Origin of the sequence: Algoriphagus taiwanensis, assembly GCF_036245645.1 — a bacterium.
Classification (GTDB): Bacteria; Bacteroidota; Bacteroidia; order Cytophagales; family Cyclobacteriaceae; genus Algoriphagus; species Algoriphagus taiwanensis.
Genome location: NZ_BTPE01000001.1, coordinates 280,389 through 305,649 on the forward strand (window position 1 = coordinate 280,389; position 25,261 = coordinate 305,649).

Consider the following 25,261-nt stretch of genomic DNA (forward strand, 5'->3'; position numbering starts at 1 on the left):
CCGATATTTGCCATGAATCCAAACTCCTCGAAGTTCCTCTACGAAGCCCTCACTTACGATGATGTGCTTCTTGTCCCAGGTTATTCTGAAGTTCTCCCTAGAGACACCAATACTTCCACCTGGCTCACTAAAAAAATCCGATTAAACATTCCTCTTGTATCCGCAGCGATGGATACTGTCACTGAGGCAGAATTGGCTATTGCCATTGCCCTGGAAGGTGGATTGGGTTTTATTCACAAAAACATGTCCATCGAAAAGCAGGCTGCTCAGGTCCGAAAGGTAAAGAGAAGTCAGGCAGGGATGATTCTTGACCCGATTACCTTGGATATCAATTCCAGAGTAAGAGATGCTGAATCGATCATGCGTGAGTTTCATATCGGAGGGATTCCTGTGGTGGATGAGCACAAAGTCCTAAAAGGGATTATTACCAACAGAGACCTTCGCTTTATCAAAGATCCCAATCGCTTGATTCGGGAGATTATGACCAGTGAAAACCTCATTACTGCCAAATCGGGTATTTCTTTGGAACAGGCAGAGGAAATCCTTCAGGAATACAAAATTGAAAAACTTCCCATCGTCGACGAAGACAATAAGCTCACGGGATTGATCACCTATAAGGACATCCTGAAGAGAAAGGATAAGCCCAATGCCTGTAAGGACGAATACGGTCGACTTCGCGTGGGTGCTGCCGTCGGAGTGACCGCAGACATCGTAGAGCGGGTAGAAGCGCTCAAGTCTGCAGGTGTGGACGTAGTCTCCATTGACACAGCTCATGGGCATAGCAAGGGAGTAATCGAAACCTGTAAAAAAATCAAAGCTGCCTTTCCTGACTTGGAAGTAATCGTAGGAAACATCGCTACGCCTGAAGCAGCCATTGCCTTGGCAGATGCCGGCGCAGATGCAGTAAAAGTGGGTGTGGGGCCAGGTTCCATCTGTACCACTCGAGTGATTGCAGGGGTGGGTGTACCTCAGCTTTCTGCAGTTTTCGAATGTGCTGAAGCACTGAAGGACCGGGGAGTTCCAGTAATTGCTGATGGGGGTATCCGCTATTCCGGTGACTTGGTCAAAGCAGTGGCTGCGGGGGGAAGTTCGATTATGATTGGTTCCTTGCTGGCAGGTACGGAAGAAGCTCCCGGAGAGATGATTATTTTTGAGGGAAGAAAATTCAAATCCTACCGGGGTATGGGTTCCTTGGAAGCCATGGAGTCAGGTTCGAAAGATCGCTATTTCCAAGACGCAGAAGACAATATCAAAAAGCTCGTACCTGAAGGTATTGTAGGCCGAGTACCTTACAAAGGGCTTGTCTCCGAAGTATTATACCAATTGGTAGGTGGCTTGCAGGCAGGGATGGGCTACTGCGGCACCAAGACAATCGAAGATCTTCAGAAAAACGGCAAATTCGTAAAAATAACTGCTGCAGGGGTGAAGGAATCCCACCCACATGATGTGAGTGTCACCCGTGAAGCTCCCAACTACAGCATCAAATCTTAATTGTTCTGACAGTTTCAAAAAAGCCCTTTCACCCGAAGGGCTTTTTTGCTTTCATGCCCTAGTCTTCCGTCTAGACTCTCAATGATTGACCTCAAAGCTTACGTCCCATTCTTCCGATATGCGGACTTGAGACGAAAAATCGGGGTGAAGGGGATTGATCAAAAGATTGTGTTCTTGAGGATAACTCGCCAGAGGAATCCGGCAAGAAGGAATTTTTAGGGCACAAGAAAGCATACTTTTTGCCCATCTTTCTCCAAAATCCTGAGTGCTTCTAGGATAGGGTCTGTTTTTCCAGTCGGATGCCAATGACTCTGGGTCCAGATCGGGGATACTCCCCATGAACTCAATTATCACCAATTTCCAGCTGCTTTGAGTCACTATGGGGCCCTTGATACTGAGTAGTTCCAAAAAATTCAGCGAAGAAACCGAGCAGGCATAAATCACCGGAGTACCAAAAGGATTCCATCTTCCCGGCCCCAAGCCATAGCCAAGGGAGTTTCTTCCAGGGAGATTTTCGATCAGCCGAAAATACCTCATCAGAGAATATTACCCCAAGAAATAGCCTCCAATGCCTGGTCAACCAAAGAAATCTGATAGGGATTTTTGAGGAGATAAGCTGGCTTTTGATGGGCTAATGCCGCATTGGGTGTATGAAGCCACTCAGACATGAGCTCCTCTGAACCAAAAATCCGGATCCCTTTGGCAATGATTTGATCCATCTCCAGTAGATTCTTCGTGAGGGCCTTGCTGAGCTTTCTGTCTTCTTTTTTCCAACGGAAAAGTGTGCTCGGATCCACTTCCATTACCTCTGCAATATCACTGGTGGTAAAATTCAGAAAATCAAAAAACTGACCCGTCTCATGGAAATCCAAGACAACCCCGTATGATTCTGTAGGATCATTGACGACTGAAGGAGAGCTCTGGAAAAAATGGTAGGGCCTGATCCCAACTTCAATTACTTCAGGAACTGCGTCTGAAAATCGAATCTTCCAAGTCTGGCTCATAGCATTTTGAATTATCTCTTACCAATTTACATACGATTTTTGAAATTGCAAGTTTCAATTCTCCTATTTGCAATAGTTTAAGCTTTTTTGGACACGATGTCCTTTACAATAGCTTCTGCATGAGAAATGCTGTTTTCTATGAAAAACTCCCGGGTGTTCAGCCCTCCGCAAACTACCCCAGCCAAATAAACTCCGGGCACATTGGATTCTTGATTGGTTTGATCATAGCAGGGTTGCCTCTTTTCATCCAGACTCAATTCTACGCCTAGTTGATCCAAAAGCCCAAAATTGGGTTTGTAGCCAGTCATTGCCAGCACCCAGTCGTTGGCGATGGTCACTTCTCCATCAGGAGTTTGGATAGTGACCTGATGCTTCTCAATGGATTTTACATTGGATTGGGTAAAAGCCCGGATGGAACCTTCCTTGATTCGGTTCATGATGTCCGGTCGCACCCAGTATTTTACATTGTCATCGACTTCATCCCCCAGCAGGACCATACTCACTTCAGCTCCTTTTCTCCAACATTCTAGGGCAGCATCCACGGCTGAGTTGGCTCCACCGACAACCAATATCTTCTGTGCAATAAAAGGCCATGGCTCTTTATAGTAGTGAAGTACCTTGGGCAGGTTTTCTCCTGGCACATTCATCAGATTGGGCAAGTCGTAAAAACCTGTGGCTAAGACGATTTTTTGAGTTAGATAGGAGCTCTTAGTGGTATTGATGAGGAAGGCATTTTCTTCTTTTTTCAGCGTCTCCACCCCTTCGTATAGATTGACTTTCAAGTTAAAATGAAAGTAAATCCTCCGGTAATATTCCAGGGCCTCCGTTCTTGTGGGCTTGGCCCCTACAGACATAAAGGGAATTCCGGCCATCTCCAAGCGGTCGGAGGTGGAGAAAAAAGTCATGTTTACCGGATAGTTGTAGATCGAATTACACAGCGCTCCCTTTTCCAAAATAAGGTAATTAAGTCCTGCTTTTTCGGCTTCAATCCCGCAGGCCAAGCCAATAGGCCCTCCTCCGATAATGATCAGATCGTAAATACTTTGCATAGGGTAATCAATTAAAATTTTACCAGGGTTTCGCTGAATTGGCTGAAATCCCAGCCAAAGCGCCTTTCGGTTATTTGGGTTTCCCCTGTCTTGTCTCTCAAAACAGCAGATGCAGAAACTGTCCCATAGTTGGGAGGCATTCGAATCAGCTGAGCAGAAAGATTCTCCTCCGTTTCTTTTGGAACTCCCGTTTGGGGTAATAGTTTCCAGGGAAACTTTTCCTGGGATTTAAGGATAGAGAGTAAACTGCCTGAATCCGGATTCGAGAGTACAGATCCAAGTTGCTTTTTGGCTAGTTCAGTTTTTGGCCAAGGTTCATTAATCAATCCATTGCTCAGTCCATGGACTCCCGGCTGCAGTTCCTCGGGGCCATTTCCGTAATTGCTCAGGTAGAAAATTCTGTCTCCTTCTGAGATAAGCAGGTTGAACCCGTCAAAATTTTGTCTTTTTGCCCAAACCTGATCCAGGTAGTTTTCGGAGGAAATAGTCGACTGAAGATAATCTGTCACCAATTTTCCCCGACTGATTTGTGGGGCTCTGACCTGGGTGAAATCTCTGTAATTGGTCAGGAGAGCCCATTTTCCATTGGGATGAAAGCCCATCCAGGTTCCTCCTCCCTTCAGGTCTTTTCCTGCATACCACCCCTCTTCCCATTGGTGAAGTGGAGTAGTGGGCCGGTCAAAAAACTCGTCCCGGTTGGCTGAGATCAAAAGAGGGAAGTCATCGTGTACTTTCCAGGCAAGAGCTACCAAACACATATCCTAAAGGTAAAAAAAAGAGGTTGCGCAAGGGCAACCTCTCTTTGGGTGATTATCCAACTTTTTCTTCTTCCAATTTGGGATAATCGGTATATCCCTTTTCTCCAGGAGTATAAAAGGTATCTGAATTCCAATCTGCCAAAGGGGCATTGATGGCAAATCGCTCAGCTAAGTCTGGGTTGGAAATGAATGGCTTGCCAAATGCAACCGCGTCAGCCAAACCTTCTTCTATGATTTGATTTCCTTTTTCCTGATCAAAAGCACTGTTGATTACCAAAGTGCCTTTGTAAAGTGGGCGATACCGCTTTGCAATATTTGGTTCTGCAAACTCCAGCTTGCTTACATCTGTAAATGGTTCAGAAAGATGTAAATAGGCCAAGTCGTAGTCATTGAGCTTTTTGATGATATAATCGAAAGTGGGAATAGTCTCCTCATCCATGGTCATTCCAAATACTCCGTGCAAGGAGGGATTAAGTCGTACTCCAATCCGATTTTCCGGCATCACTTCCTTGATCGCATCGATCACCTCAAATAGAATCCTTGCTCTGTTTTCAATACTTCCTCCATATTCATCCGTACGGTGATTGGAGGTAGAGTTGAAAAACTGATGAAGCAGATAGCCATTGGAAGAGTGGATTTCTACTCCATCAAATCCGGCTTCCATCGCATTTTTTGCTCTGTTTTTGAAATCCTGAATAGTCTCTTGGATTTCCTCCAAAGACATTTCTTTTGCTGTCACCGTTTCTTTGAATCCTTCCGGTGTAAATGACTTGGAATTGGGATTGGTCGCCGAGGCTGACAAAGGAAGTTTTCCCCCATGAAAATCCGGATGGGACATTCTTCCTACATGCCAAAGCTGGATAAAGATCCTGCCCCCCTCTTCATGTACGGCTTGAGTTACTTGTTTCCAAGCTTCCGTTTGCGCTTCAGAATAAATCCCCGGAGTATTGATGTAGCCCACCGCCCGTGGTGAAATCTGAGAACCTTCTGATATGATCAATCCCGCGGATGCACGCTGACGATAATATTTGGCATGAATGTCAAAAACTTTGTTTTCGGAGTTGTTTGCCCTACTTCTAGTCATTGGGGCCATCCAAACCCGGTTTTTCAATTCCAAATCACCCACTTGAATGGGCTGTAAAAGTGCTTGTGTTTTAGTCATAATAATTGTTGGTTTCTAAATTCAATGTATATACAACTAATCTAAATGGGTTGAAGTTCAGGTTTGGGAGAAGTTTTCTAAATTACATTGAGCTTCCTGCTGATTTCCAATTTGAAACCCAGGTTTGGACCAGCTTTCCATTTACTTACTTCTATCTATGGCACCCACTCTTATCCTGATTACAGGCGCAGCGAGCGGCATTGGGCTTCATCTGGCCCAGCACTTCTATTCAGCCCAAATCCCCATGATTTTGCTGGACATTCAAGAGAGTGAATTAAGAAGAATTTTTGGGGGAAAAGAGCCTATAAAAATTCTCGCCGGGAGCGTCTCCGATCCTCAAACATGGAATAAGGCCTTGGATATAGCAAAAGAATGGAACCTCCCCATTTCTCATCTCATCAATTGCGCCGGGGTGATACGTCCCGGCTTTATGGCGGATTATGCGCTTTCAGACATTGACTACCATCTGGATATCAATGCCAAGGGTAGCATCCTAGGCACCACGATAATAGGTAGAGAGATGAAAACTCAAGGCTTCGGACATGTGATCAATGTATCTTCCTTGGCGGGTCTCGCTCCGGTTTCTGGGTTGAGTTTGTATGTGGCATCCAAGTTTGCGGTTCGGGGTTTTTCTTTAGCAGTAGCCGCCGAGTTGAAAGCATTCGGAGTGCAGGTCAGTGTACTCTGTCCTGACCTGGTCAATACCCCCATGCTGGACCTGCAGTTGGATTACCCTGAGGAAGCAAAGCTGACTTTTAGCGGTTCAGGGCCAATTTTACAACCCGAGGATGTAGTCAAAGCGATTCTCAAACTAATGGAGAAGCCCAAGGCTGAAGTGACTCTTCCTGCTTCTCGTGGTTGGCTAGCCAAGATTGCAGGGACCTGGCCATTTATAGGAGAATTTTTTCGTAAATCATTGGAGATGCAAGGAGAAAAAAACCTCAAAAAATTACGCAAGTAGCCCAAAATGAGCATTTAACACTTTTTAATACGAAAATAATCGTATTTATTTTGAACTTACGACACGCTTCGTATAACTTTGTACGAAAGCAATCGTATTATCCGCATGAACAAACCCACCGAAGCTGAACTGGAGATCCTTTCCCTGCTATGGGAGATGAAAGAAGCTAGTGTCCGGCAGATCCATGAAAGGCTTGCAGCCGTCAAGGATACCGGATACACTACCACGCTCAAGATCATGCAAATCATGCATGCCAAAGGGATGGTGGAGCGGGACGAAGCGAGCCGAACTCACATTTATCGGCCAGTGATCAAGCAGGGAGATACACAAAAATCCCTGCTGAAAAATCTGATGTCCACTGCATTTGGAGGAAGTGCAAGTAGTCTGGTGATGCAGGCTTTAGGACAGGAGAAGCCTTCCAAAGCTGAAATTGACGAAATCAGAGCCTTTCTTGACAACCTTGAAAACGAAAACTCATGAACCTATTGAATGACTGGATTTCTGATCACCTGTTGAAGGCACTTGGCTGGACCTTGGTTCATTCCATTTGGCAACTGATTCTGATTTCTGCGGTATTGTACCTCGCCCTCAAGTTGGCCAAAAGATCAACCCCGGCCCTCAAATACGGATTCGCTGTAGTTGCACTTTTGGTGTCCTTTTCCATGGTGGGTTTGACATTTTTGTATGAATGGACTCAACTGAAGCCATCCGCCGCTTTTGGGATGGAAGAAAACTTCTCCTTTTTGGGAGGTCCTGTGGAATCAGCCAAAGCGATTTCTTGGGAAAACCGAATAGTTCATGCGACCTTTTGGATCGAAAACAACCTGATGTGGTTGGTTAATTTTTGGTTTTTAGGCGCCATGCTTTTCGTCTTTCGGTTGGCAAATAGTCTTTCGGAAATACGAAGCTTGAGAAAACAGGCCATAGCTTTGCCTGACTCTGAGATTCAACAAGTAGCCCAAAGGATTGCCAAGAAGCTGGGAATCCAAAAGAAGTTTGATCTCCGAACCCATCACGGGGCCCAGTCCCCTTTGACCTTTGGCACCTTTAAGCCAGTCATCCTCCTTCCTGCAGCCTTGGTTTTTCACCTTACCCCCCTCGAGTTGGAGGCCATCTTGGCCCACGAACTAGCCCACATAAAGCGAAACGATTACCTCGTCCACCTGCTACTTTCTGGATTGGAAGTGATTTTCTTCTTTCATCCTTGCTATTGGTGGATGAGTCAGACCGTCAAAGAACTCAGAGAAAATGCAGCCGATGATTTGGCATTGAAGGCGGGGATTCAGCCCAAAGTTTTGGCAACAAGCCTTGCAGAGGTCATCAATTTCTCCAAAGAAAATACCCCCGAGCTTTCACTTACCGCAAGCAAAAAACGGAATCCAACTTTGCTGAGAATCAAGCGGATTCTCGGCTACTCCACTGAAAACTATCCACAAACCCCACTAATTTCCATTCCCATGCTACTCACTGTATTTCTAAGTCTGGGGCTGATGGCCTCAGCCCAGCAAGACACCCCAAAGTCTGCCAAAGCCCCAAGGCCAATTGTTGAAGATTTGGATCTAAGCTCTTCTTTTGTTTCTGTAGCTCCGCAGGATACTACTGTCAAAACTTACATTGACCCTAAATCGATGGAAACCATAAAAGTTTATGGGAATAACACGATGATCATCACCTCAGACGATGGCAAAGTTTATCAGGTCTATGGAGACCGTCTGGTGTATGAAGGAGATACTTTGCCCCTGAGTCCAAAGACCAAAAAGGCTCTTGAGAATCTGAAAAATTTGGAAATGAGTGAAATGCCGGAATTGGATTTTCCTCCAGCGCCTGATTTCCCTGTAGAAATGGAAGTCGCCCCAGTACCGGATTTTGAGATGAATGCCCCGGAATTGGGAGAAATTCCTCCCTTCCCGATGGAAGCATTGCCCATGCCTCCATTTCCCGATTTTCCCATGGAGTTTGATTTTCTAGGCGAATTTCCAGCGGACTTTTTTAAGGCCGATACTACAAAAATGACTGCTGCCGAAAGAGAAAAATGGCACAAAGAAATGGCAGACCGAGCCAGGGAATTCTCCAAAGAAGCTGAGCTCCGGGCAAAGGAATGGGAGCTAAAGTGGAAAGAAAATGAGCAGGAAAGACAAGCTAAAATTGCCGAATGGGAAGCTAAATTCAAGGAAGAATTTGAGCCGAGAATGAAGGAGTTTGAGTTGAGGATGAAAGAATGGCAGGCTTCCAATGAGCCAAAAATGAAGGAGTTTGAAGCAAAAATGAAGGCGTGGCAAGAAGCACAAGAGCCTAAATTGAAAGAGTTTGAGCTCAGAATGAAAGAGTGGGAAAAGGCTCAAAAGCCGAAGCTCGAAGAGTTTCAAAAGAAAATGGAAGTTTGGCAGCAAGAGCATAAAGCCAAAATGGAAGAGTTTCAAATGCTGCTGAAAGAAGAGCTCCAAAAAGCCAAAGAGAAAAATTAAAACGTGTGTTGTTGATCTATAAAAGACCTGTCCAATTGGGCAGGTTTTTTTTATTAAGGTGGGTTGATTCACCATTTCTTGATATTTCTTGGGAAAATCCCCCACTTTTTACCCCCAGCTCAACTCCGGAAAAGAGGTCGCTGGAATTTGGTTCTCAAAAAACCTCAAAAACACCCCATTTTAGCCCATTTTTTCATAAGCTGACCTGGGTGTTAACCTCTTGAAAATCAATAAAAATTTATTCAGAATTTTTTTGAAAATATTGGCATGGATGAATCTTTTGGCTACTTTTAATCCAAAGTGGGAAAAAGTGGGGGAAAGTGGTAGATTGTGTAATTCAATTTCTTACTTTTGTTTTTACAGAAAACTCTACAAAAGATAGCGTCAGCAAATGTTTAACAGTTCATACGATGCCAAGCTCGATCCTAAAGGACGTCTGGTATTGCCGGCAAAGATCAAGTCGGCGATCCCGGAGGCCAATGGGACTACTTTGATGCTGCGTATGGCAGAGGACTACTGTCTGGCCCTGTATCCCATGGTGGAATACAGAAAGCTGGAGAACAAAGTCAAAGCGCTCAATATCCATAATCTGGAGCAGCGGACATTTCAGCGCTCTTTTTTCAGTACTGTCGTCGAGGTAGAGTTGGACAGTGCAGGTCGATTGCTTATCCCCAAGACTTACCAAACCTATGCCAAACTGGAGAAGGATGTAGTGGTCGTGGGGAATGGAATCCGGATAGAATTTTGGAATCCAGAGCAATACCAAAAGTTTGTGATTCCTGATCCGGCTGAAGTGTCTGGCCAAATGGAAAAGTTTCTCTCCTGACCGTCATGACAGAGTCTGTGTACCATATTCCAGTGATGCTTGACCAATGCACTGAAGGCTTGGCTATTAATCCCAACGGGATTTATGTCGACGTCACCTTTGGTGGAGGGGGACACTCTCGGGAAATCCTGAAAAATCTGGACCGAGGTCACCTTTACGCTTTTGATCAGGATGCTGACGCTGTGGCCAACGTCCCAAATGATGATCGGTTTACACTGATCGAGGCCAATTTCAGAGATATTCGTCGCTACCTCAGGCTCTATGGAGTGAAGCAGGTAGACGGGATTTTGGCGGACTTGGGGATTTCTTCTCATCAGATCGATGAGCCAAGCAGGGGATTTTCCACCCGGTTCAGCGGCAGCTTGGATATGCGGATGAATCAATCCGCTCCACTTACGGCCAAAGAGGTGCTCAACACCTACGAAGAGTCCCGATTGCACCGGCTTTTTGGGATGTATGGGGAGGTGAAAAATGCCAAAACTTTGGCTCAGGCGGTGGTAGCCGAACGCGCAGCCAGACCATTTGATACGACGGAAGGCTTTACCGCCTTCCTGAAAAAGTTTGCTCCCAGAGGGAAAGAGTTCAAGTACTTCGCTCAGGTGTTTCAGGGGCTTCGCATAGAAGTCAATGACGAGATGGGTGCCTTGGAGGAAATGCTTCTGAGTGCGGTAGAACTATTGAAGCCTGAAGGAAGGCTGGTGGTGATGAGCTACCATAGTCTTGAGGACAGACTGGTCAAAAATCTAATCACCAAGGGGAAGTTTCAGGGAGAAGTAGAAAAGGATTTCTATGGAAATCTCCTTCGGCCGCTGGAGCCGGTAAGCCGGGGTGCTATCGTAGCCGATGAGGCAGAAGTAGCTTCCAATCCCAGAGCGAGGAGCGCAAAATTGAGAATTGCAAAAAAGATAGGGAAATGAGTCAGAACACCTTTAAGAAGAAGCTTAAAGCCGGGAACAGCCCCAAAGGAGGTCCCCGAAAGACCATTTTCACCTGGATGGAGGAGAAGTTGGACGTGACGCGGATTTTGGGCGAAGGGGTTCCGGTGCAGTTTGTGCCGCCTGTCGCTTTTCTTACCGTATTGGCTCTGCTCTACATCTACAGCAATCACCGGGCTGAAAACATGGTGAGAAAAATCGAAAAAGCCCAGCAAGAAGTAGAAGACATCCGTGCCGATGTCACTACGCTCGAGGCAGAATATATGCAGAGCAGCATGCAGTCCGAAGTGGCCAAGCGTGTCGCTCAGTACGAACTCTATGAATTGAATCAACCACCGGTAAAAATCGAAGTGAAAAAGTGAATATCAAACGCTCCATAGTGCTCCGAGTGAGGGTGGTTTTCATCCTGGTGGCGTTGGCTGCGTGTGCCATTCCTTACCGAATTGCCGTGGTACAGTTTCAGCAGGGTGAAAAATGGAGAGCCAAAGCGGAGCAGGTCAATTTTCAGTTTCGTGAAGTGCCTGCGACCAGGGGAAATATCTATGCTGCTGACGGAAGCCTTTTGGCTACCAGTCTGCCTTTTTACAGGGTGGCGATTGATCCTACGATGGCCAAGGATGCCAAGTTCAAGAGCGGAATTGATTCCCTATCCCGGTTGCTTTCTTCCTTCTACAGAGATAAGTCAGCTACCGCCTACAAGCGAATGATTCAGGATACACGGGGAGACAAAAAGCGCTATCTGGTGCTCAATAGAAAGCAAATTGGCTATCAGGACATGCAAAAAATGGCCAAATGGCCAATTTTCCGTGATGGAAGACTTGGCGGCGGTGTCATTTTTGAAAAAGTAGAAAAGCGATATCAGCCATTTAATTCTCTGGCTAGCCGTACTGTGGGATTCCTCAATGAGGATGAATACGGAGCGGGTATCGAATATAGCTTCAATAATTACCTCAAGGGCAAAGATGGAAAGGCTCTGTTTCAGCGCTTGGCGGGCGGAAGTTGGAAGCCGGTTTTTGATGCGGAGGATATCAAGCCGGAAAATGGCTATGATGTCTACACTACGCTCGATGTCAATCTTCAGGATATAGCCGAGACGGCCTTGAGACGTCAATTGATCGACAGAGACGCAGCCTTTGGTTCGGTGGTGGTGATGGAAGTCAAGACCGGTCATATCAAGGCCATGGCCAATCTTCAAAAAAACAAGAATGGGAAGGGTTACTCCGAAAGCTACAACTACGCAGTAGGAGATATCGGCAACACTGAGCCCGGGTCCACATTCAAGCTCCTTTCCATGCTGGCACTTTTGGAGGAAAACAAAGTCAGCCTGAATGAGATGATTGAGACTGGAAATGGAGCTCATCGGTTCTACAATCAAACCATGTACGATGCCAAGCGTGGAGGATTTGGGACAATAACTATCCGTGAAGCTTTTGAGAAATCCTCCAACGTGGCCATTTCCAAGCTGGTAGACATGCACTTTGGTTCTAGTCCATCCAAGTTTTTGGCCTATGTGGAAAAGGCAGGACTCAAGGAGCCTTTCGGAATTCAACTGGAAGGAGAGGGCAAGCCTTTCTTCAAAAAGCCGGGAGCGAAGGACTGGTATGGAACCTCCTTGCCATGGATTTCCATTGGCTATGAATCCAAGCTCAATCCTATCCATACCCTCGCTCTTTATAATGCGGTTGCCAATAATGGAGTGATGATGAAGCCGCTTTTTGTCAAAGCTGTGGGAAGAGGGAATTCATTTGTAGAAACCTACGAGCCAGAGGCCATCCGAAAAAGTATCGCGTCCGAAAAGACCATCAAGCAGCTTCAGGAACTGCTGGAAGGGGTAGTCCTCAGAGGCACAGCCAAAAACATCCTTAATCCGGATTATTCCATAGCAGGAAAGACAGGTACTGCTCAGAAAATCATCAATGGCCGCTATACCGAGACTTACTATACCAGCTTTGCGGGATATTTTCCGGCAGACAGGCCTAAGTATAGCATGATCGTGGTCATTGATAGTCCAAAAGGTTTTGCTGCTTATGGTGGTGATGTGTCGGCCCCGGTATTCAAAGAAATCGCCGATCGGATTTTTGCCTTGGATATGGAACTCAATCCGGTGGATCAATCCAAAATATTCACTGCGGAGTCTGGTGATCCCAAAATCCCAGTAATCAAAGCTGGAAAAGGCGAAGACCTGCAGGGGATTTTTGAGCACTTGGGCATTTCTGCCAAATCTCCCGCCGCCGAGGAATGGGTAAAGCCCACTCTTGTAGCTGAGCGGGTGGATCTCAAAATCAATGAGACCGATAAGCCTGTCGTTCCCGATGTGTCTGGAATGCCTCTTAGAGATGCTCTTTTCATTCTGGAAAATAAAGGCCTACGAGTCAATTACAACGGAACCGGCCGGGTGATCCAGCAATCCATCTTGCCCGGAACCCAGCTTACCCCAAATACCACTATTAACCTTGTGCTTGGATAAATGAAACTACTCAAAGACATATTATATAAAGTGTCACTTACCTCTACTCAGGGAAACATGGAGCAGAAGGTAAGCGAACTCGTCTTTGACAGCCGCAAAGTCAGCAAGGATTGTGCGTTCGTGGCGGTGGCAGGTACCCAGGTGGATGGACATGAGTACATTGAGGCAGCTTTGGAAAAGGGAGCAGGAGTCATCGTCTGCGAAAGACTCCCCGAAAAGATTCGAGAAGGAATCACTTACGTCCAAGTGACCGATTCGGCAAGGGCTCTTGGAATCATGGCTTCTAACTTTTTTGGAAATCCTTCCGACAAAATCAAAGTAGTGGCCGTGACTGGTACCAACGGGAAGACCACAACTGTGACCCTTCTCCACCAGCTTTTTGTGGCTATGGGTTATTCCACAGGCCTTTTGTCCACAGTAGAAAACAGAATAAACGAGAAGATCATCCCGGCTACACATACCACACCTGATTCTGTGAGCGTGCAAAGATTGCTCAAGCAGATGGTGGATGAAGGCTGCACCTATTGCTTCATGGAAGCAAGTAGCCATGCTATTGTTCAGGAAAGAATTGCCGGACTCAAGCTTGCAGGTGCAGTATTTACCAATATTTCTCATGACCATTTGGACTACCATGGGACATTCGATGAGTATATCAAAGCCAAAAAGAAACTCTTCGATGAGCTTCCCAAGGATTCTTTTGCCTTGGTCAATGCAGATGATAAACGAGGCATGGTCATGCTTCAAAACTGCAAGGCTACACTCCAAACCTTCGCACTGAAATCCGCTGCTGACTTCAAAGCCAAAATCCTCTCCAATACCCTGGAAGGTCTTGAGCTGGATATCAATGGAAAATCCATCTGGTTTAGGCTGATCGGGGCTTTCAATGCCTACAATCTCTTGGCTGTGTATGGAGTGGCTGTTCTCCTGGGAGAAGAAGAGGAGGAAGTCCTCCGTGAATTGTCTGTAATCCGTGGTGCCAAAGGAAGATTTGACCGAATCTCCAAGGGTGGAGTCACGGCCATCGTGGATTATGCCCATACACCTGATGCACTCGAAAATGTCCTGAAGACCATCAATCAGGTACGCACAGGAAATGAACAGCTGATCACCGTGGTGGGCTGTGGAGGAAATCGAGACAAGACCAAGCGTCCTGCCATGGCAAAGATTGCCGTGAAGGAAAGCGATAAAGTGATTTTGACCTCTGACAATCCCCGATTCGAAGAGCCTATGGATATCCTCAGGGATATGCAGGCTGGAATAGGCCCAAGCGAAATGAGAAAAACTCTGACCATCGAGGACCGAAAAGAAGCGATCAAAACCGCTGTCATGCTCTGCCAAAAAGGGGATATCATTCTCATTGCAGGCAAGGGGCACGAAGACTATCAGGAAATCAAAGGAGTAAAGCATCATTTCGACGATGCCGAGACTGTGACCGAAATCTTAAATCAATTCTCAACCAACCGCTAAAATGCTATACCCCATTTTTGACTACTTAGATCGAGTTTTGGACATCCCGGGTACGGGAGTGTTCCGATATATCTCGTTCCGTGCGGGAATGGCAGCGGTGTTTTCCCTGATCATTACCATAACTTTTGGCAAGGCCATCATCGAATGGATTCGAAGAAGACAGATTGGTGAGACGGTCCGTGATTTGGGTCTCGAAGGGCAAGCGCAGAAGAAAGGCACCCCTACCATGGGAGGTCTGATGATGATTGCCGCCATCCTGATTCCGACCCTTCTTTTTGCCAACCTGAAAAATATTTATGTCATCCTCTTATTGATCACCACGGTTTGGCTGGGGTTGATTGGCTTTTTGGATGATTACATCAAGGTATTTAGAAAAAACAAAGAAGGACTCAAAGGCCGATTCAAAATCGTCGGTCAAATAGGAATCGGAATCATCGTGGGCACTACCCTTTACTTCAACGATGATGTAGTCGTAAGAGAGTTTTCCACTCCTGTTTCTGTAGAAAGTGGAGTAGTGGAGACACCGGCTTTCCAAGATGTGAAAGCACTGAAAACGACCATTCCTTTTGTCAAAAACAATGAGCTGAATTACGAAAATCTATTGGGCTTCTTGGGGGAAAGCATGACTCCGATTCTCTACATCCTCGTGGTGATTTTCATTATCACCGCGGTATCTAACGGAGCCAATATCACAGATGGAATCGACGGTCTGGCTGCGGGTACTTCGGCGATTATCGGTTTGACAATAGCCATTTTCGCTTACCTGAGCGGCAATGCCATTTTCTCCCAATACCTCAACATCATGTACATCCCCAACTCCGGGGAGCTGGTGATTTTTGCTTCAGCATTTATCGGGGCCTGCGTGGGCTTCCTCTGGTACAATGCCTATCCGGCTCAGGTATTCATGGGTGATACCGGTTCCCTGATGCTGGGTGGAGTGATCGCTGTTTTGGCACTCACTCTGAGAAAAGAACTCTTGATCCCAATCATGTGCGGCATTTTCCTGATTGAAAATGTGAGTGTCATGCTTCAGGTCAGCTACTTCAAATACACCAAAAGAAAATACGGAGAGGGCAGAAGGATTTTCCTGATGTCCCCACTTCACCATCACTACCAAAAGAAGGGAATCCAAGAAGCGAAAATTGTGACCCGCTTCTGGATCGTCGGCATTTTGCTGGCGGTGATCACCTTGGCCACACTGAAACTGAGATAATGAAAAAGATCGCCATACTCGGAGCCGGAGAAAGCGGATTGGGAGCAGCATTGCTTGCCAAGCGGGAAGGCTTTGCCGTATGGGTATCGGATTCTGGTCAGATTTCAGCCCAGAGAAAAGACAGCCTCAAGCAGGCAAACATACCTTTTGAAGAAGGAGGACATACCGAGGACGAAATCCTCTCCAGCGACTGGATTATCAAAAGTCCGGGGATTCCTTCCTCAGCTCATTTGGTCAAAAAGGCCACGGAGCAGGGAGTGCCTGTCATCGACGAACTGGAATTTGCTTTCCGATTTAGCAAAGGGAAAGTCATTGCCATCACGGGCACCAATGGAAAAACAACAACTACACTCCTGACCTACCATTTGATGAAAGAGGCAGGAATGGATGTGGGATTGGCAGGTAATGTGGGGAAAAGCTGGGCTGCACAGCTCATCGAAGGAGATCACGCATGGTGGGTTTTGGAAGTTTCCAGCTTTCAGATTGACGGGATGGTGGTATTCCAGCCGGAAATTGCCCTTTTGACCAATATTACTCCGGATCATCTGGACCGATACGAGTATCAGATGGACAAATACATCCTGTCCAAGATGAGCCTGTTCCGGCAAATGAATGCCCGGCAGAAAGCGATCTTCTACAAAGAGGATCCTTATTCTCAGCGGGGATATTCCAAGAAGCCATGCAAAGCCTCCTCCTATTGGATTTCCCTTATCGAAACTCAAGAAAAAGGTGGTTATTCTGATGGTGAAACGCTTGAAATCCGGATTTCCGGAAAGCGAGCTTCCATTCCTGTGGACCTGCTCCCGATTCAGGGCAAGCATAATTTGCTCAATGCCCTCTTTGCCGGGACCGCAGCGATGCTGGCAGGAGTTACCGAGGAGCAGTTGAAAAGTGGTTTCCCCACATTCAAAAATGCCCCCCATCGCATGGAGGAAGTGCGGGTATTGAATGGAGTCCGCTACATCAACGATTCCAAAGGCACCAATGTAGAGTCCACTTTCTACGCTTTGGGAAGCTATACAGAGCCGATGATTTGGATTGCAGGCGGAGTGGACAAAGGAAATGACTATAGCACGCTTCTTCCCTTGGTGGAAAAGGGCAAGGTGAAGACTTTGATCTGTTTGGGAAAGGACAATTCGAAATTGAAAAAAGCCTTCTCTGAGGCCATTGAGACGATAGTGGAGACGGAAGATATCCGGGAGGCCGTGTATTTGGCTCAGGAAAAAGCCCAGGAAGGGGAAGTGGTTTTGCTTTCTCCAGCCTGTGCAAGTTTTGATTTATTCAGGAATTACGAGGACCGAGGCGAGCAGTTTAGAGCTGCTGTTTTGGCACTAAAAGAAAAGGAAAACGCATGAACCAGCTGAAAGCATGGATTGATGAGCATTTCAAGGGAGATCCCATCATTTGGGCGATCGTGATTCTGCTGTCTCTGTTCAGCATCCTGGTTGTGTATTCCGCAACGGGAACTCTGGCTTACAAGACAGCGGGAGGAAACACCGAGCTGTATCTTTTCAGACACTCTTTCCTGGTTTTCCTTTCCCTTTTCGTGATGTGGCTGGCGCATAAGATGCCCTACAGAAAGTACGCGCTTTACGCCCGTCTTTTCATGTATTTATCTATTCCGCTTTTGTTATTTACCTACCTCTTTGGCTCCAATATCAATGAGGCCAACCGTTGGTTGACCATACCGGTGATCAATCAGGCTTTTCAGCCATCTGATTTGGCTAAGCTGTCCCTTATCGCTGCCTTGGCTGCAATGTTGGCCACAAAGCAGAGAAATATCAAAGACTTTGCCGGCACATTCCTGCCAATCATGCTTTCCATAGGCCTGATCTGCGGACTTATTGGAATGGCCAATATGTCCACGGCGATTTTGCTCCTGATGACCTGTCTTTTGATCATGTTTATCGGAAGAGTTCCGGTGAAGTTCATTGGTTTGGTGATTTTGATCGGAGTCATCGGTTTGGGAGGAGCGGTGCTTTTCGGACAGCGGGGAGATACTTTCCTTAGCCGAATCGAGGACTTTAGAGAATCCAGAGTGGATGACAGCAAGATTCCTTTTCAGGCGGAGCAGTCCTATATCGCCATTGCCACAGGCGGGGTGACTGGAAAAGGTCCGGGTAACAGTGAGCAGAGAAATTCTCTCCCACACCCTTACTCGGATTTTATCTACGCCATCATCATCGAAGAATACGGATTGATCGGAGGAGCTACTGTGCTTTTCCTCTACCTCGCACTCCTGTATCGGGGCATGCGTATCGTGGTCAATTCCAACAAAGCCTTTGGAGGCTTGCTTTCCGCCGGGCTGAGTTTTGCCCTGGTGATCCAAGCCCTTGTCAATATGGCCGTAGCTGTAGGGCTTGGCCCAATCACCGGACTTCCTTTGCCACTATTGAGTATGGGAGGGACTTCTTTGGTATTTACCGGAACAGCCCTTGGGATTATCCTCAGTGTGAGCCGAGGGGATCATCAGGATGAGGCCATTGCGGCTGCCGCCGAAATGCCAAAAGCAAGCAATAGACTGAGAACAGCATAAGCAAAAGTGAAAACAGAGCAACCTACATATCGGATACTGATCAGCGGAGGAGGCACAGGTGGACATATCTATCCTGCGATCGCCATCGCCAATGCCTGGATGGAAAAGCATCCCGGCAGCGAGATCCTTTTTGTCGGTGCTTTGGGAAAAATGGAGATGCAAAAAGTCCCCGAAGCTGGCTATCCCATCAAAGGTTTGCCCGTAGCGGGATTGCAGAGAAGTCTCACTTTGGACAATCTCAGCTTTCCTTTCAAGCTGCTGAAAAGCCTCCGAATTGCCTCAGGCATCGTGAAGGAATTCAAGCCGGATGCAGTAGTAGGAGTCGGAGGATATGCAAGCGGGCCGGTGCTTTATGCTGCGCAAAACAAGGGTATTCCCACTTTGCTACAGGAGCAAAACTCCTACGCAGGTCTGACCAATAAGCTTTTGGCCAAAAAGGCAAAATCCATCTGTGTGGCCTACCCCGGAATGGAAGCCTTTTTCCCAGCTTCCAAAATCAAAGTGACCGGAAATCCGGTGAGAAAGGACATTCTGGATTTGTCAGGAAAAAGAGAGAATGCTCTGGCCCATTTCGGATTGGAGGAAGGACGAAAGACAATCCTGGTTTTGGGAGGATCTCTCGGTGCAAGGACACTAAATCAGGCTGTACTCAAGGACATGGCTAAGCTGGAAAAAGCCGGGTATCAGGTGCTCTGGCAAAGCGGGAAGTTCTATTTCAAAGCCATGCAGGAGGAGCTGAATTCCTCAGGGTTGAAGCATATCGAGCTGAGAGAATTTATCCGGGAGATGGATATGGCTTATGCAGCGGCCGATGTGATCGTGTCCCGTGCGGGTGCACTTTCTGTGTCTGAATTGAGCCTGGTAGGAAAGCCGGTGATCTTCATTCCCTCTCCCAATGTGGCAGAAGACCATCAGACCAAAAATGCGATGGCCTATGTGAGGAATGATGCAGCCGTACTCTTGGAAGATAAAGCCGCAGTAGGTCTGCTGAAGGAAAAAGTAGATGAACTGATGATTAACCCAGAGCTCATGCTGACCCTGGGAACAAATATGAAAAAACTGGCCAAGCCGGAAGCGGCAAAGGTTATTGTGGAAGAATTGGAAAAACTCGTCGCATGACATTCAAAGGGATAAATAAGGTGTACTTTCTCGGAATCGGAGGCATTGGCATGAGTGCTTTGGCCCGGTGGTTTCGGCATGAAGGCTATCCGGTAGCAGGATACGACAAGACTCCTTCTCCTTTGACTGAGGAGCTGGAAGGCGAGGGTATGCTCATTTCTTATGAGGATCGAGTGGATACCCTGCCTGTGGATTTCACTTCCAATCCCGACGAGGTTTTGGTAGTCTGGACTCCGGCAATCCCGAGAGACAGTGTTCTGCTCAATTTCTTCCAAACTCATTATACCCTTAAGAAAAGATCAGAAGTCTTGGGGATGATTACCAAAGACTTCTACACCATCGCCGTGGCTGGTACTCATGGCAAGACCAGTACCTCTTCTTTGGTAGCACACCTGTTGAAATCGGCAGGAAAGCCGGTAGCGGCATTTTTGGGAGGAATCACCCAAAACTATCAAAGCAACCTGATCCTACCCGGCAAGACGAAGGAGCAGGTACTCGTCGTGGTTGAAGCGGATGAGTTTGACCGTTCCTTCTTGCGGCTTCACCCCAATGAAGCGGTAGTGACCAGTGCAGATCCGGATCATTTGGATATCTATGGGGATGAAGCCACTATCCTCGAAGGATTCCGGGATTTTATCCGACTCGTGGATAAGCGGGGCAAGCTCTATATCCAATCTCATGCGCTATTCCGCTTGGGAGAAGAATTGGATGCCAAGGCTACCCAGCGGGAATATGGCCTTCGCTCCAATGGTATTCATGCCGAAAACGTAATTGCCAAGCCGGGAATTTTCCAGTTTGACTACATCGGGCCAAAGGCCCAAATCAACGGCTTGGAGCTGCATATTCCCGGATTTCACAATGTGGAAAATGCCCTCGCGGCCATCGCCATCGCCGTTGACCATGGGGTGACTCCCGAGCAAATCAAAGAGGGAATCAAATCCTTCCGGGGGGTCAAGCGGAGATTTGAGATTCACTCTACGGAGGAGGGAAAAGTGTATATCGATGACTATGCCCATCATCCAGAAGAAATCAAGGCCTGCCTGAGCTCAGTGAGAGCCATGTATCCGATGCAGAGATTGACGGTGATTTTCCAACCTCACCTGTATACCCGCACCCGGGACTTTGCTGATGGATTTTCAGAGAGTCTTTCTCTGGCTGACGAGGTGGTCCTTTTGGACATCTATCCAGCTCGGGAATTGCCGATTGCCGGGGTCACTTCGGAGATGCTGTTGGAGGGAATAAAGGCTGGGAAAAAAATATTGATTAAGAAAGATCAGGTGATGGAATACCTGAAGGAATCCCAACCCGAGGTCTTGGTGACTATGGGTGCTGGAGATATTGACCGGCTGGTGCCGGGTATTGCAGCATGGGAAAAGTCAAGGGCTATACTCAAAGAACAATGAACTGGAAAAGAGTGAAAAAAGCAGGCGCTTTAGTCTCCCTGGCAGTCATTTGGGTAGGCTTTATCGGCTTTGTGGAAAAGAAAGGACAGGAAAAAACCTTTCAGCAAGTGGAGATTGACTTGGAAGCAGTCAGCGGAGTCTATTTCGTGGAGGAAAAGGAAATCGCCACGCTGATAGAGACCTCCTTTCCTGAACTGAAACCCGGTCTTCCAGCAACACAAATCCCTCTCGCTCAGGTAGAGAAAAGGCTGATGGGGCATCCCTTTATCAAGAAGGCTGAGGCCTCGGTAGGCCAAAAGGGGATTCTGAAGGTAGAGATCGAGCAGCATGAACCCATTGCCCGGATTGCAAGGCCTATGGCTGCTGACGGGTATATCACCACGGATGGATTGATCATTCCTACCTCCCCTAGCTACACGAGCCGGGTCTTGATTTTGGAGGGAGATTTTGCGGAGCAATTGATGAATCAGGGAAGTCTGGAGGGGATGCCTGAATTGATGCCACTTATTGAATATATCACCCGGGATGAGTTTTGGAATGCTCAGATCACCGAGCTGGAAATCCGAAAGCGAAATGATATCCGACTGCATCAGCAAGTGGGAAAGCAGGTGATTGAGTTCGGTGACGGCTTTGATATCGAAAGCAAATTCCACCGAATTGAGGTGCTTTATCAAGAAATACTTCCGAGAAAAGGCTGGAATGCCTACGATCGGATAAGTGTAAAATTTAAGAATCAGATTGTTTGTGAATAAACCTTGGCTATGGAAAACGATAAACTTATAGTAGGTCTTGACATTGGGACGACCAAGATCTGCGCCATCATCGGGCGAAAAAATGAGTTCGGCAAACTCGAAGTCTTGGGTATGGGCAAATCCGTATCCGACGGTGTCGAACGCGGTATTGTCACCAACATCGAGAAGACCATTCATGCCATTGAGAAGGCAGTCCAAGACTGCTCCGATATGGCCGATGTGGATATCGCAGAGGTGATCGTAGGGATCGCCGGGCAGCATATCCAAAGCAAAATCATGCATGGCAGTATCATGCGACAGCCCACAGAAGATGAAATTACTATCGAGGATGTGCAGCGTCTGTCAGCGGATATGCACAACATCGTGGTCCCACCCGGAAACAGCATCATACACGTAATGCCCCAAGATTACACTGTGGACTACGAGGGAGGAATCAAAGATCCCGTAGGTATGGCAGGCACTCGCTTGGAGGCGGATTTCCACATCATCACAGCGCAGACTACCGCTATTCACAACATCAACAAATGCGTGAAGCGGGCCAACCTCATCTCCAGTCAGCTCATCCTTGAGCCTTTGGCAAGTTCTCTTGCCGTGCTTAGCGACGATGAAAAAGAGGCGGGAGTTTGCTTGGTAGACATCGGTGGTGGGACTACGGATATCGCCATTTTCTACGAAAACATCATCCGTCACACCGCGGTGATTCCTCTTGGAGGAAACATCATCACCTCCGATATCAAGGAAGGCTGCATGCTGATGCAAAATCAGGCAGAATTGCTCAAGACTCGATTTGGCAAGGCTATTGCCAAGGAAGCCAACACCAATGAAATCGTGTCTATTCCTGGCCTCAGAGGCAGACCGCCAAAGGAAATCTCCGTCTACAACCTGGCTTCCATCATCGAAGCTCGCCTGGAAGAAATTATCGAAATCGTGCAAAACGAGATCATGCAAAGCGGCTATTACAAGAAGCTCGCCGGTGGTATCGTCCTCACCGGGGGTGGCTCGCAGATGCAATACATCTCTCAGCTCTTCGAATACAAAACCGGACTCGATACCCGAATCGGCTACCCTAATGAGCACTTGGGTAAGTCGGTCATCGAAGAGATCAAGAGTCCGATGTATGCGACTTCGGTAGGATTGGTCTTGGCTGGATTCAAGTCTTTGGACAACCGGGAAGACGAATACAACCGAAGAAAAGCCAACAGTGGGCAAAAGCCCAAAATCATGCAGAAGCGGGAGATCATTTCCAACAGCTTCTTTACTAGTATCAGCAATAAAATAAAAAACATCATCTCTGCCGATATCGGCGATGATGACAACTATAACTATAACAACTAGGGCTTATGATTGGGGGAGATAATCGGCCTTGCGGATTATTTCCCTTGTTTTCCCTTTCTCACTAAAAACACACTAACAATAGAAATTTTCACCAAACCTAAAATATGTCAGATAACATGAAAGATTACAGATTTGATTTACCAAAAAATCAAAAGTCAATTATCAAAGTAATTGGCGTAGGTGGAGGAGGTAGCAATGCCGTCAACCACATGTACAGCCAAGGAATCAAGGATGTGGAGTTTGTCGTGGTCAATACAGACGCGCAGGCACTGAAGTCCTCTCCGGTTCCTCTTCGCCTGCAGTTGGGTGCCAACCTGACCGAAGGCCTAGGTGCAGGTGCCAATCCCGAGCAGGGAAAAAGCGCCGCTATCGAATCTCAGGATGAAATCCGGGAATTGCTCTCCGACAATACCAAGATGGTATTCATTACCGCAGGTATGGGTGGAGGCACTGGCACAGGAGCTGCTCCCGTAGTAGCCAAAATCGCCAAAGAATTGAATATCCTCACTGTGGGTATTGTCACCGCTCCTTTCATGTTTGAAGGGAAAAAGAAGATGGCAGTAGCCCAGGCAGGTATCGAAGCGCTTCGTGAAAACTGCGATACCGTCTTGGTCATTCTCAATGACAAGCTGAGAGAAATCTACGGCAATCTTGCTATACGTACGGCATTCAGCAAGGCAGACGATATTTTGACCACAGCGGCCAAGTCTATTGCAGAAATCATCACCGTGCATCAGGATGTCAACGTGGACTTTGAAGATGTGAAGACCGTCATGAAAGATGCAGGAGCTGCCGTAATGGGTTCCTCTACCGAAGAGGGCGAAGGCCGTGCTATCCGTGCAGCCGGTGCAGCCATTTCTTCTCCTTTGCTTAATAATGTGGACATCAAAGGAGCTCAGAAAATCCTCCTTTCCATCATGTCCGGCGAAGAGGAAGAACTGTCCATGGACGAGCTTTCCGAAATCACAGAATACATTCAGGAGAAAGCAGGTGACAATGCCGAAGTGATCTTTGGTCAGGGTATCGATCAGGAATTGGGCAAAGCCATCCGTGTGACTGTCATTGCTACAGGATTTGAAATGGACAAGCTTTCTGACAAGCCTTCCAAGAAAGAATTTGTGGCCCCTGTTTCTGCTTTCGCAAATCCGGTGACCAAGCCTGTGGTAGAGGATGAAGATTCTGTGAAAACAGTCATCAACTTAGATTCAGGAAAGAGCGAAAAAGTAAAAGAAGAACCGGTGTCTGGCACCAGCTTTTCCTTCAGCTTTCCCAAGGCTCCGGTAGCTCCGGTTCAGCCAACCCAGCCGGAAAAAGAAGAAGAGTTTACCTTCGAGTTCAAGCCTGTGCAGGAAGAAGCTCATGAAGAAGAGCCTTCCGATAAAGTAATTCATGATCTCTATGAAGAGGAGGCTGAAAAGAAAGAAGTGAAAGTCCCTGAAGAATCAGAGCCTGTTCCCCAGCTTTTTGCCAATGATTACTACGAGCAAATGAAGCAAAAGGCGATTCAGAGAGCTCATGAGCGTTTTGAAAAGCTGAAAGGCAAGCGTTCTTTCAACCCAACTCCTGAAGAATTGAAGGAGAAATTGGAAGTGCCGGCCTATCAGCGTAAGAATGTCGTGCTCAATGAACCTAAGCATAGCTCAGAAGCTGAAATCAGCAAGTACAATCTGAGCGACGAGAACGAAATTCTCGGCAACAACAGATTCTTGCATGACAATGTGGACTGAGGGTTAAAACTCCAGTAGCATGTCTGCCTGGGTGTGCAGCAGTTCGACATACAGCCTGTTGGTGAGCAGGTTATCTGACATATTTTGCTCTATTTTGGCGAGCTTCGGCTTGAGAGCAAGAACGTGCATACCCAAATAATGAAAGATGTCGGTGAGGTGGCTCAAAGCGATGCCACCTCCGCCGATACCTGATGAAAGCCCGATAAGGGCACATTTTTTATTCCGGAAGGTATTGGGATAAGTCATCCCATCGATGAAGGTTTTTAGGATTCCGGGAAAAGACCCATTGTACTCAGGAACGATGAATACGTATTTCTTCCCTTCCTTGACTCGGTCATGAAAGGAATTGAAGTCCGGATTTTTCCCATTGTTTTCATAAAGTGCCGTGGCAGTGAAATCTGCCGGCAAATGCTCCAGCTCTAGAATTTCTGATTCAGCACCTTTTTCGGCTAAAATTCCCTGGAATATTTCTGCGATGATTTTGGATACGGAGTTCTTTCGGTTGGTTCCGACGATGATCTTGACCATGGATTTCAAATTACACCTCACTATACAAGCAAGTCGGGCTAAAAGTTCTCAAGCCCAAACAAA

General features: G+C 47.0%; 23 protein-coding genes. 17 read left to right on the forward strand and 6 right to left on the reverse strand.

Annotation, left to right across the window (positions count from 1 at the left end; genetic code table 11):
* Positions 1 to 12 precede the first annotated feature (12 nt).
* Positions 13 to 1,491, forward strand: coding sequence for an IMP dehydrogenase (gene guaB, locus AAA938_RS01160; RefSeq protein ID WP_338226812.1), 1,479 nt, complete (start codon positions 13 to 15; stop codon positions 1,489 to 1,491).
* A 78-nt stretch (positions 1,492 to 1,569) separates the two neighbouring features.
* Here the strand turns inward: guaB and AAA938_RS01165 are convergent, their stop codons facing one another.
* The 5 genes from AAA938_RS01165 to AAA938_RS01185 form a co-directional block, all read right to left on the reverse strand.
* Positions 1,570 to 2,028: an RES family NAD+ phosphorylase gene (locus AAA938_RS01165; RefSeq protein ID WP_338226813.1), complete on the reverse strand. Its 459-nt coding sequence runs from the start codon at positions 2,026 to 2,028 to the stop codon at positions 1,570 to 1,572.
* A complete protein-coding gene (locus AAA938_RS01170) occupies positions 2,028 to 2,495 on the reverse strand; it encodes an antitoxin Xre/MbcA/ParS toxin-binding domain-containing protein (RefSeq protein ID WP_338226814.1) in 468 nt (155 codons plus the stop codon). The genes AAA938_RS01165 and AAA938_RS01170 overlap by 1 nt, the downstream gene beginning before the upstream one ends.
* Positions 2,496 to 2,572: 77 nt before the next feature.
* Entirely contained in the window at positions 2,573 to 3,544 is a 972-nt protein-coding gene (locus AAA938_RS01175) for a YpdA family putative bacillithiol disulfide reductase (protein WP_338226815.1), read from the reverse strand.
* A gap of 11 nt (positions 3,545 to 3,555) precedes the next feature.
* Positions 3,556 to 4,302 carry an NRDE family protein gene (locus AAA938_RS01180; protein ID WP_338226816.1) on the reverse strand — a complete coding sequence of 249 codons (747 nt, stop codon included), beginning with the start codon at positions 4,300 to 4,302 and terminating at the stop codon, positions 3,556 to 3,558.
* Between the two features lie 52 nt (positions 4,303 to 4,354).
* Positions 4,355 to 5,464, reverse strand: a complete 1,110-nt coding sequence (locus tag AAA938_RS01185; protein ID WP_338226817.1) for an alkene reductase — start codon at positions 5,462 to 5,464, stop codon at positions 4,355 to 4,357.
* Positions 5,465 to 5,621: 157 nt separating this feature from the next.
* Between AAA938_RS01185 and AAA938_RS01190 the strand changes: the two genes are divergently transcribed.
* From AAA938_RS01190 to ftsZ, 16 genes are all read left to right on the forward strand, one after another.
* A complete protein-coding gene (locus tag AAA938_RS01190) occupies positions 5,622 to 6,425 on the forward strand; it encodes an SDR family NAD(P)-dependent oxidoreductase (protein WP_338226818.1) in 804 nt (267 codons plus the stop codon).
* Between the two features lie 105 nt (positions 6,426 to 6,530).
* On the forward strand, positions 6,531 to 6,905 hold the full coding sequence (locus AAA938_RS01195; protein WP_338226819.1) for a BlaI/MecI/CopY family transcriptional regulator: 375 nt from the start codon (positions 6,531 to 6,533) through the stop codon (positions 6,903 to 6,905).
* Positions 6,902 to 8,890 (forward strand): M56 family metallopeptidase, encoded by a 1,989-nt coding sequence (locus tag AAA938_RS01200; protein WP_338226820.1) that lies wholly within the window; start codon positions 6,902 to 6,904, stop codon positions 8,888 to 8,890. Before AAA938_RS01195 ends, AAA938_RS01200 begins: the two co-directional genes overlap by 4 nt.
* Before the next feature lie 391 nt (positions 8,891 to 9,281).
* Complete coding sequence (gene mraZ / locus AAA938_RS01205; protein ID WP_338226821.1) at positions 9,282 to 9,716, forward strand: division/cell wall cluster transcriptional repressor MraZ; 435 nt, start codon at positions 9,282 to 9,284, stop codon at positions 9,714 to 9,716.
* 5 nt (positions 9,717 to 9,721) lie between these two features.
* Positions 9,722 to 10,633, forward strand: coding sequence for a 16S rRNA (cytosine(1402)-N(4))-methyltransferase RsmH (gene rsmH / locus AAA938_RS01210; RefSeq protein ID WP_338226822.1), 912 nt, complete (start codon positions 9,722 to 9,724; stop codon positions 10,631 to 10,633).
* Positions 10,630 to 11,013, forward strand: coding sequence for an FtsL-like putative cell division protein (locus tag AAA938_RS01215; RefSeq protein ID WP_338226823.1), 384 nt, complete (start codon positions 10,630 to 10,632; stop codon positions 11,011 to 11,013). Before rsmH ends, AAA938_RS01215 begins: the two co-directional genes overlap by 4 nt.
* On the forward strand, positions 11,010 to 13,118 hold the full coding sequence (locus AAA938_RS01220) for a penicillin-binding protein (protein WP_338226824.1): 2,109 nt from the start codon (positions 11,010 to 11,012) through the stop codon (positions 13,116 to 13,118). The genes AAA938_RS01215 and AAA938_RS01220 overlap by 4 nt, the downstream gene beginning before the upstream one ends.
* On the forward strand, positions 13,119 to 14,585 hold the full coding sequence (locus AAA938_RS01225) for a UDP-N-acetylmuramoyl-L-alanyl-D-glutamate--2,6-diaminopimelate ligase (protein ID WP_338226825.1): 1,467 nt from the start codon (positions 13,119 to 13,121) through the stop codon (positions 14,583 to 14,585).
* 1 nt (position 14,586) lies between these two features.
* Entirely contained in the window at positions 14,587 to 15,798 is a 1,212-nt protein-coding gene (mraY, locus tag AAA938_RS01230; RefSeq protein WP_338226826.1) for a phospho-N-acetylmuramoyl-pentapeptide-transferase, read from the forward strand.
* Positions 15,798 to 17,153, forward strand: coding sequence for a UDP-N-acetylmuramoyl-L-alanine--D-glutamate ligase (murD, locus tag AAA938_RS01235; protein ID WP_338226827.1), 1,356 nt, complete (start codon positions 15,798 to 15,800; stop codon positions 17,151 to 17,153). The genes mraY and murD overlap by 1 nt, the downstream gene beginning before the upstream one ends.
* Positions 17,150 to 18,334, forward strand: coding sequence for an FtsW/RodA/SpoVE family cell cycle protein (locus AAA938_RS01240; protein WP_338226828.1), 1,185 nt, complete (start codon positions 17,150 to 17,152; stop codon positions 18,332 to 18,334). Before murD ends, AAA938_RS01240 begins: the two co-directional genes overlap by 4 nt.
* Positions 18,335 to 18,370: 36 nt before the next feature.
* Entirely contained in the window at positions 18,371 to 19,453 is a 1,083-nt protein-coding gene (gene murG / locus AAA938_RS01245) for an undecaprenyldiphospho-muramoylpentapeptide beta-N-acetylglucosaminyltransferase (RefSeq protein ID WP_338226971.1), read from the forward strand.
* On the forward strand, positions 19,450 to 20,856 hold the full coding sequence (gene murC, locus AAA938_RS01250; RefSeq protein ID WP_338226829.1) for a UDP-N-acetylmuramate--L-alanine ligase: 1,407 nt from the start codon (positions 19,450 to 19,452) through the stop codon (positions 20,854 to 20,856). Before murG ends, murC begins: the two co-directional genes overlap by 4 nt.
* Positions 20,853 to 21,608 (forward strand): cell division protein FtsQ/DivIB, encoded by a 756-nt coding sequence (locus AAA938_RS01255; RefSeq protein ID WP_338226830.1) that lies wholly within the window; start codon positions 20,853 to 20,855, stop codon positions 21,606 to 21,608. The genes murC and AAA938_RS01255 overlap by 4 nt, the downstream gene beginning before the upstream one ends.
* Before the next feature lie 9 nt (positions 21,609 to 21,617).
* Complete coding sequence (gene ftsA / locus AAA938_RS01260; protein ID WP_338226831.1) at positions 21,618 to 22,943, forward strand: cell division protein FtsA; 1,326 nt, start codon at positions 21,618 to 21,620, stop codon at positions 22,941 to 22,943.
* A 104-nt stretch (positions 22,944 to 23,047) separates the two neighbouring features.
* Entirely contained in the window at positions 23,048 to 24,670 is a 1,623-nt protein-coding gene (gene ftsZ, locus AAA938_RS01265; protein WP_338226832.1) for a cell division protein FtsZ, read from the forward strand.
* 3 nt (positions 24,671 to 24,673) lie between these two features.
* Here the strand turns inward: ftsZ and AAA938_RS01270 are convergent, their stop codons facing one another.
* The gene (locus AAA938_RS01270) at positions 24,674 to 25,198 is read right to left on the reverse strand and encodes an NADPH-dependent FMN reductase (RefSeq protein ID WP_338226833.1); all 525 of its coding nucleotides are present in this window, start codon (positions 25,196 to 25,198) and stop codon (positions 24,674 to 24,676) included.
* Positions 25,199 to 25,261: the final 63 nt, after the last annotated feature.

Coding starts and splice junctions, on each gene's coding strand:
- guaB (WP_338226812.1), top strand. CDS start 13: ATGAATCCAAACTCCTCGAAGTTCCTCTACGAAGCCCTCACTTACGAT.
- AAA938_RS01165 (WP_338226813.1), bottom strand. CDS start 2,028: ATGAGGTATTTTCGGCTGATCGAAAATCTCCCTGGAAGAAACTCCCTT.
- AAA938_RS01170 (WP_338226814.1), bottom strand. CDS start 2,495: ATGAGCCAGACTTGGAAGATTCGATTTTCAGACGCAGTTCCTGAAGTA.
- AAA938_RS01175 (WP_338226815.1), bottom strand. CDS start 3,544: ATGCAAAGTATTTACGATCTGATCATTATCGGAGGAGGGCCTATTGGC.
- AAA938_RS01180 (WP_338226816.1), bottom strand. CDS start 4,302: ATGTGTTTGGTAGCTCTTGCCTGGAAAGTACACGATGACTTCCCTCTT.
- AAA938_RS01185 (WP_338226817.1), bottom strand. CDS start 5,464: ATGACTAAAACACAAGCACTTTTACAGCCCATTCAAGTGGGTGATTTG.
- AAA938_RS01190 (WP_338226818.1), top strand. CDS start 5,622: ATGGCACCCACTCTTATCCTGATTACAGGCGCAGCGAGCGGCATTGGG.
- AAA938_RS01195 (WP_338226819.1), top strand. CDS start 6,531: ATGAACAAACCCACCGAAGCTGAACTGGAGATCCTTTCCCTGCTATGG.
- AAA938_RS01200 (WP_338226820.1), top strand. CDS start 6,902: ATGAACCTATTGAATGACTGGATTTCTGATCACCTGTTGAAGGCACTT.
- mraZ (WP_338226821.1), top strand. CDS start 9,282: ATGTTTAACAGTTCATACGATGCCAAGCTCGATCCTAAAGGACGTCTG.
- rsmH (WP_338226822.1), top strand. CDS start 9,722: ATGACAGAGTCTGTGTACCATATTCCAGTGATGCTTGACCAATGCACT.
- AAA938_RS01215 (WP_338226823.1), top strand. CDS start 10,630: ATGAGTCAGAACACCTTTAAGAAGAAGCTTAAAGCCGGGAACAGCCCC.
- AAA938_RS01225 (WP_338226825.1), top strand. CDS start 13,119: ATGAAACTACTCAAAGACATATTATATAAAGTGTCACTTACCTCTACT.
- mraY (WP_338226826.1), top strand. CDS start 14,587: ATGCTATACCCCATTTTTGACTACTTAGATCGAGTTTTGGACATCCCG.
- murD (WP_338226827.1), top strand. CDS start 15,798: ATGAAAAAGATCGCCATACTCGGAGCCGGAGAAAGCGGATTGGGAGCA.
- AAA938_RS01240 (WP_338226828.1), top strand. CDS start 17,150: ATGAACCAGCTGAAAGCATGGATTGATGAGCATTTCAAGGGAGATCCC.
- murC (WP_338226829.1), top strand. CDS start 19,450: ATGACATTCAAAGGGATAAATAAGGTGTACTTTCTCGGAATCGGAGGC.
- AAA938_RS01255 (WP_338226830.1), top strand. CDS start 20,853: ATGAACTGGAAAAGAGTGAAAAAAGCAGGCGCTTTAGTCTCCCTGGCA.
- ftsA (WP_338226831.1), top strand. CDS start 21,618: ATGGAAAACGATAAACTTATAGTAGGTCTTGACATTGGGACGACCAAG.
- ftsZ (WP_338226832.1), top strand. CDS start 23,048: ATGTCAGATAACATGAAAGATTACAGATTTGATTTACCAAAAAATCAA.
- AAA938_RS01270 (WP_338226833.1), bottom strand. CDS start 25,198: ATGGTCAAGATCATCGTCGGAACCAACCGAAAGAACTCCGTATCCAAA.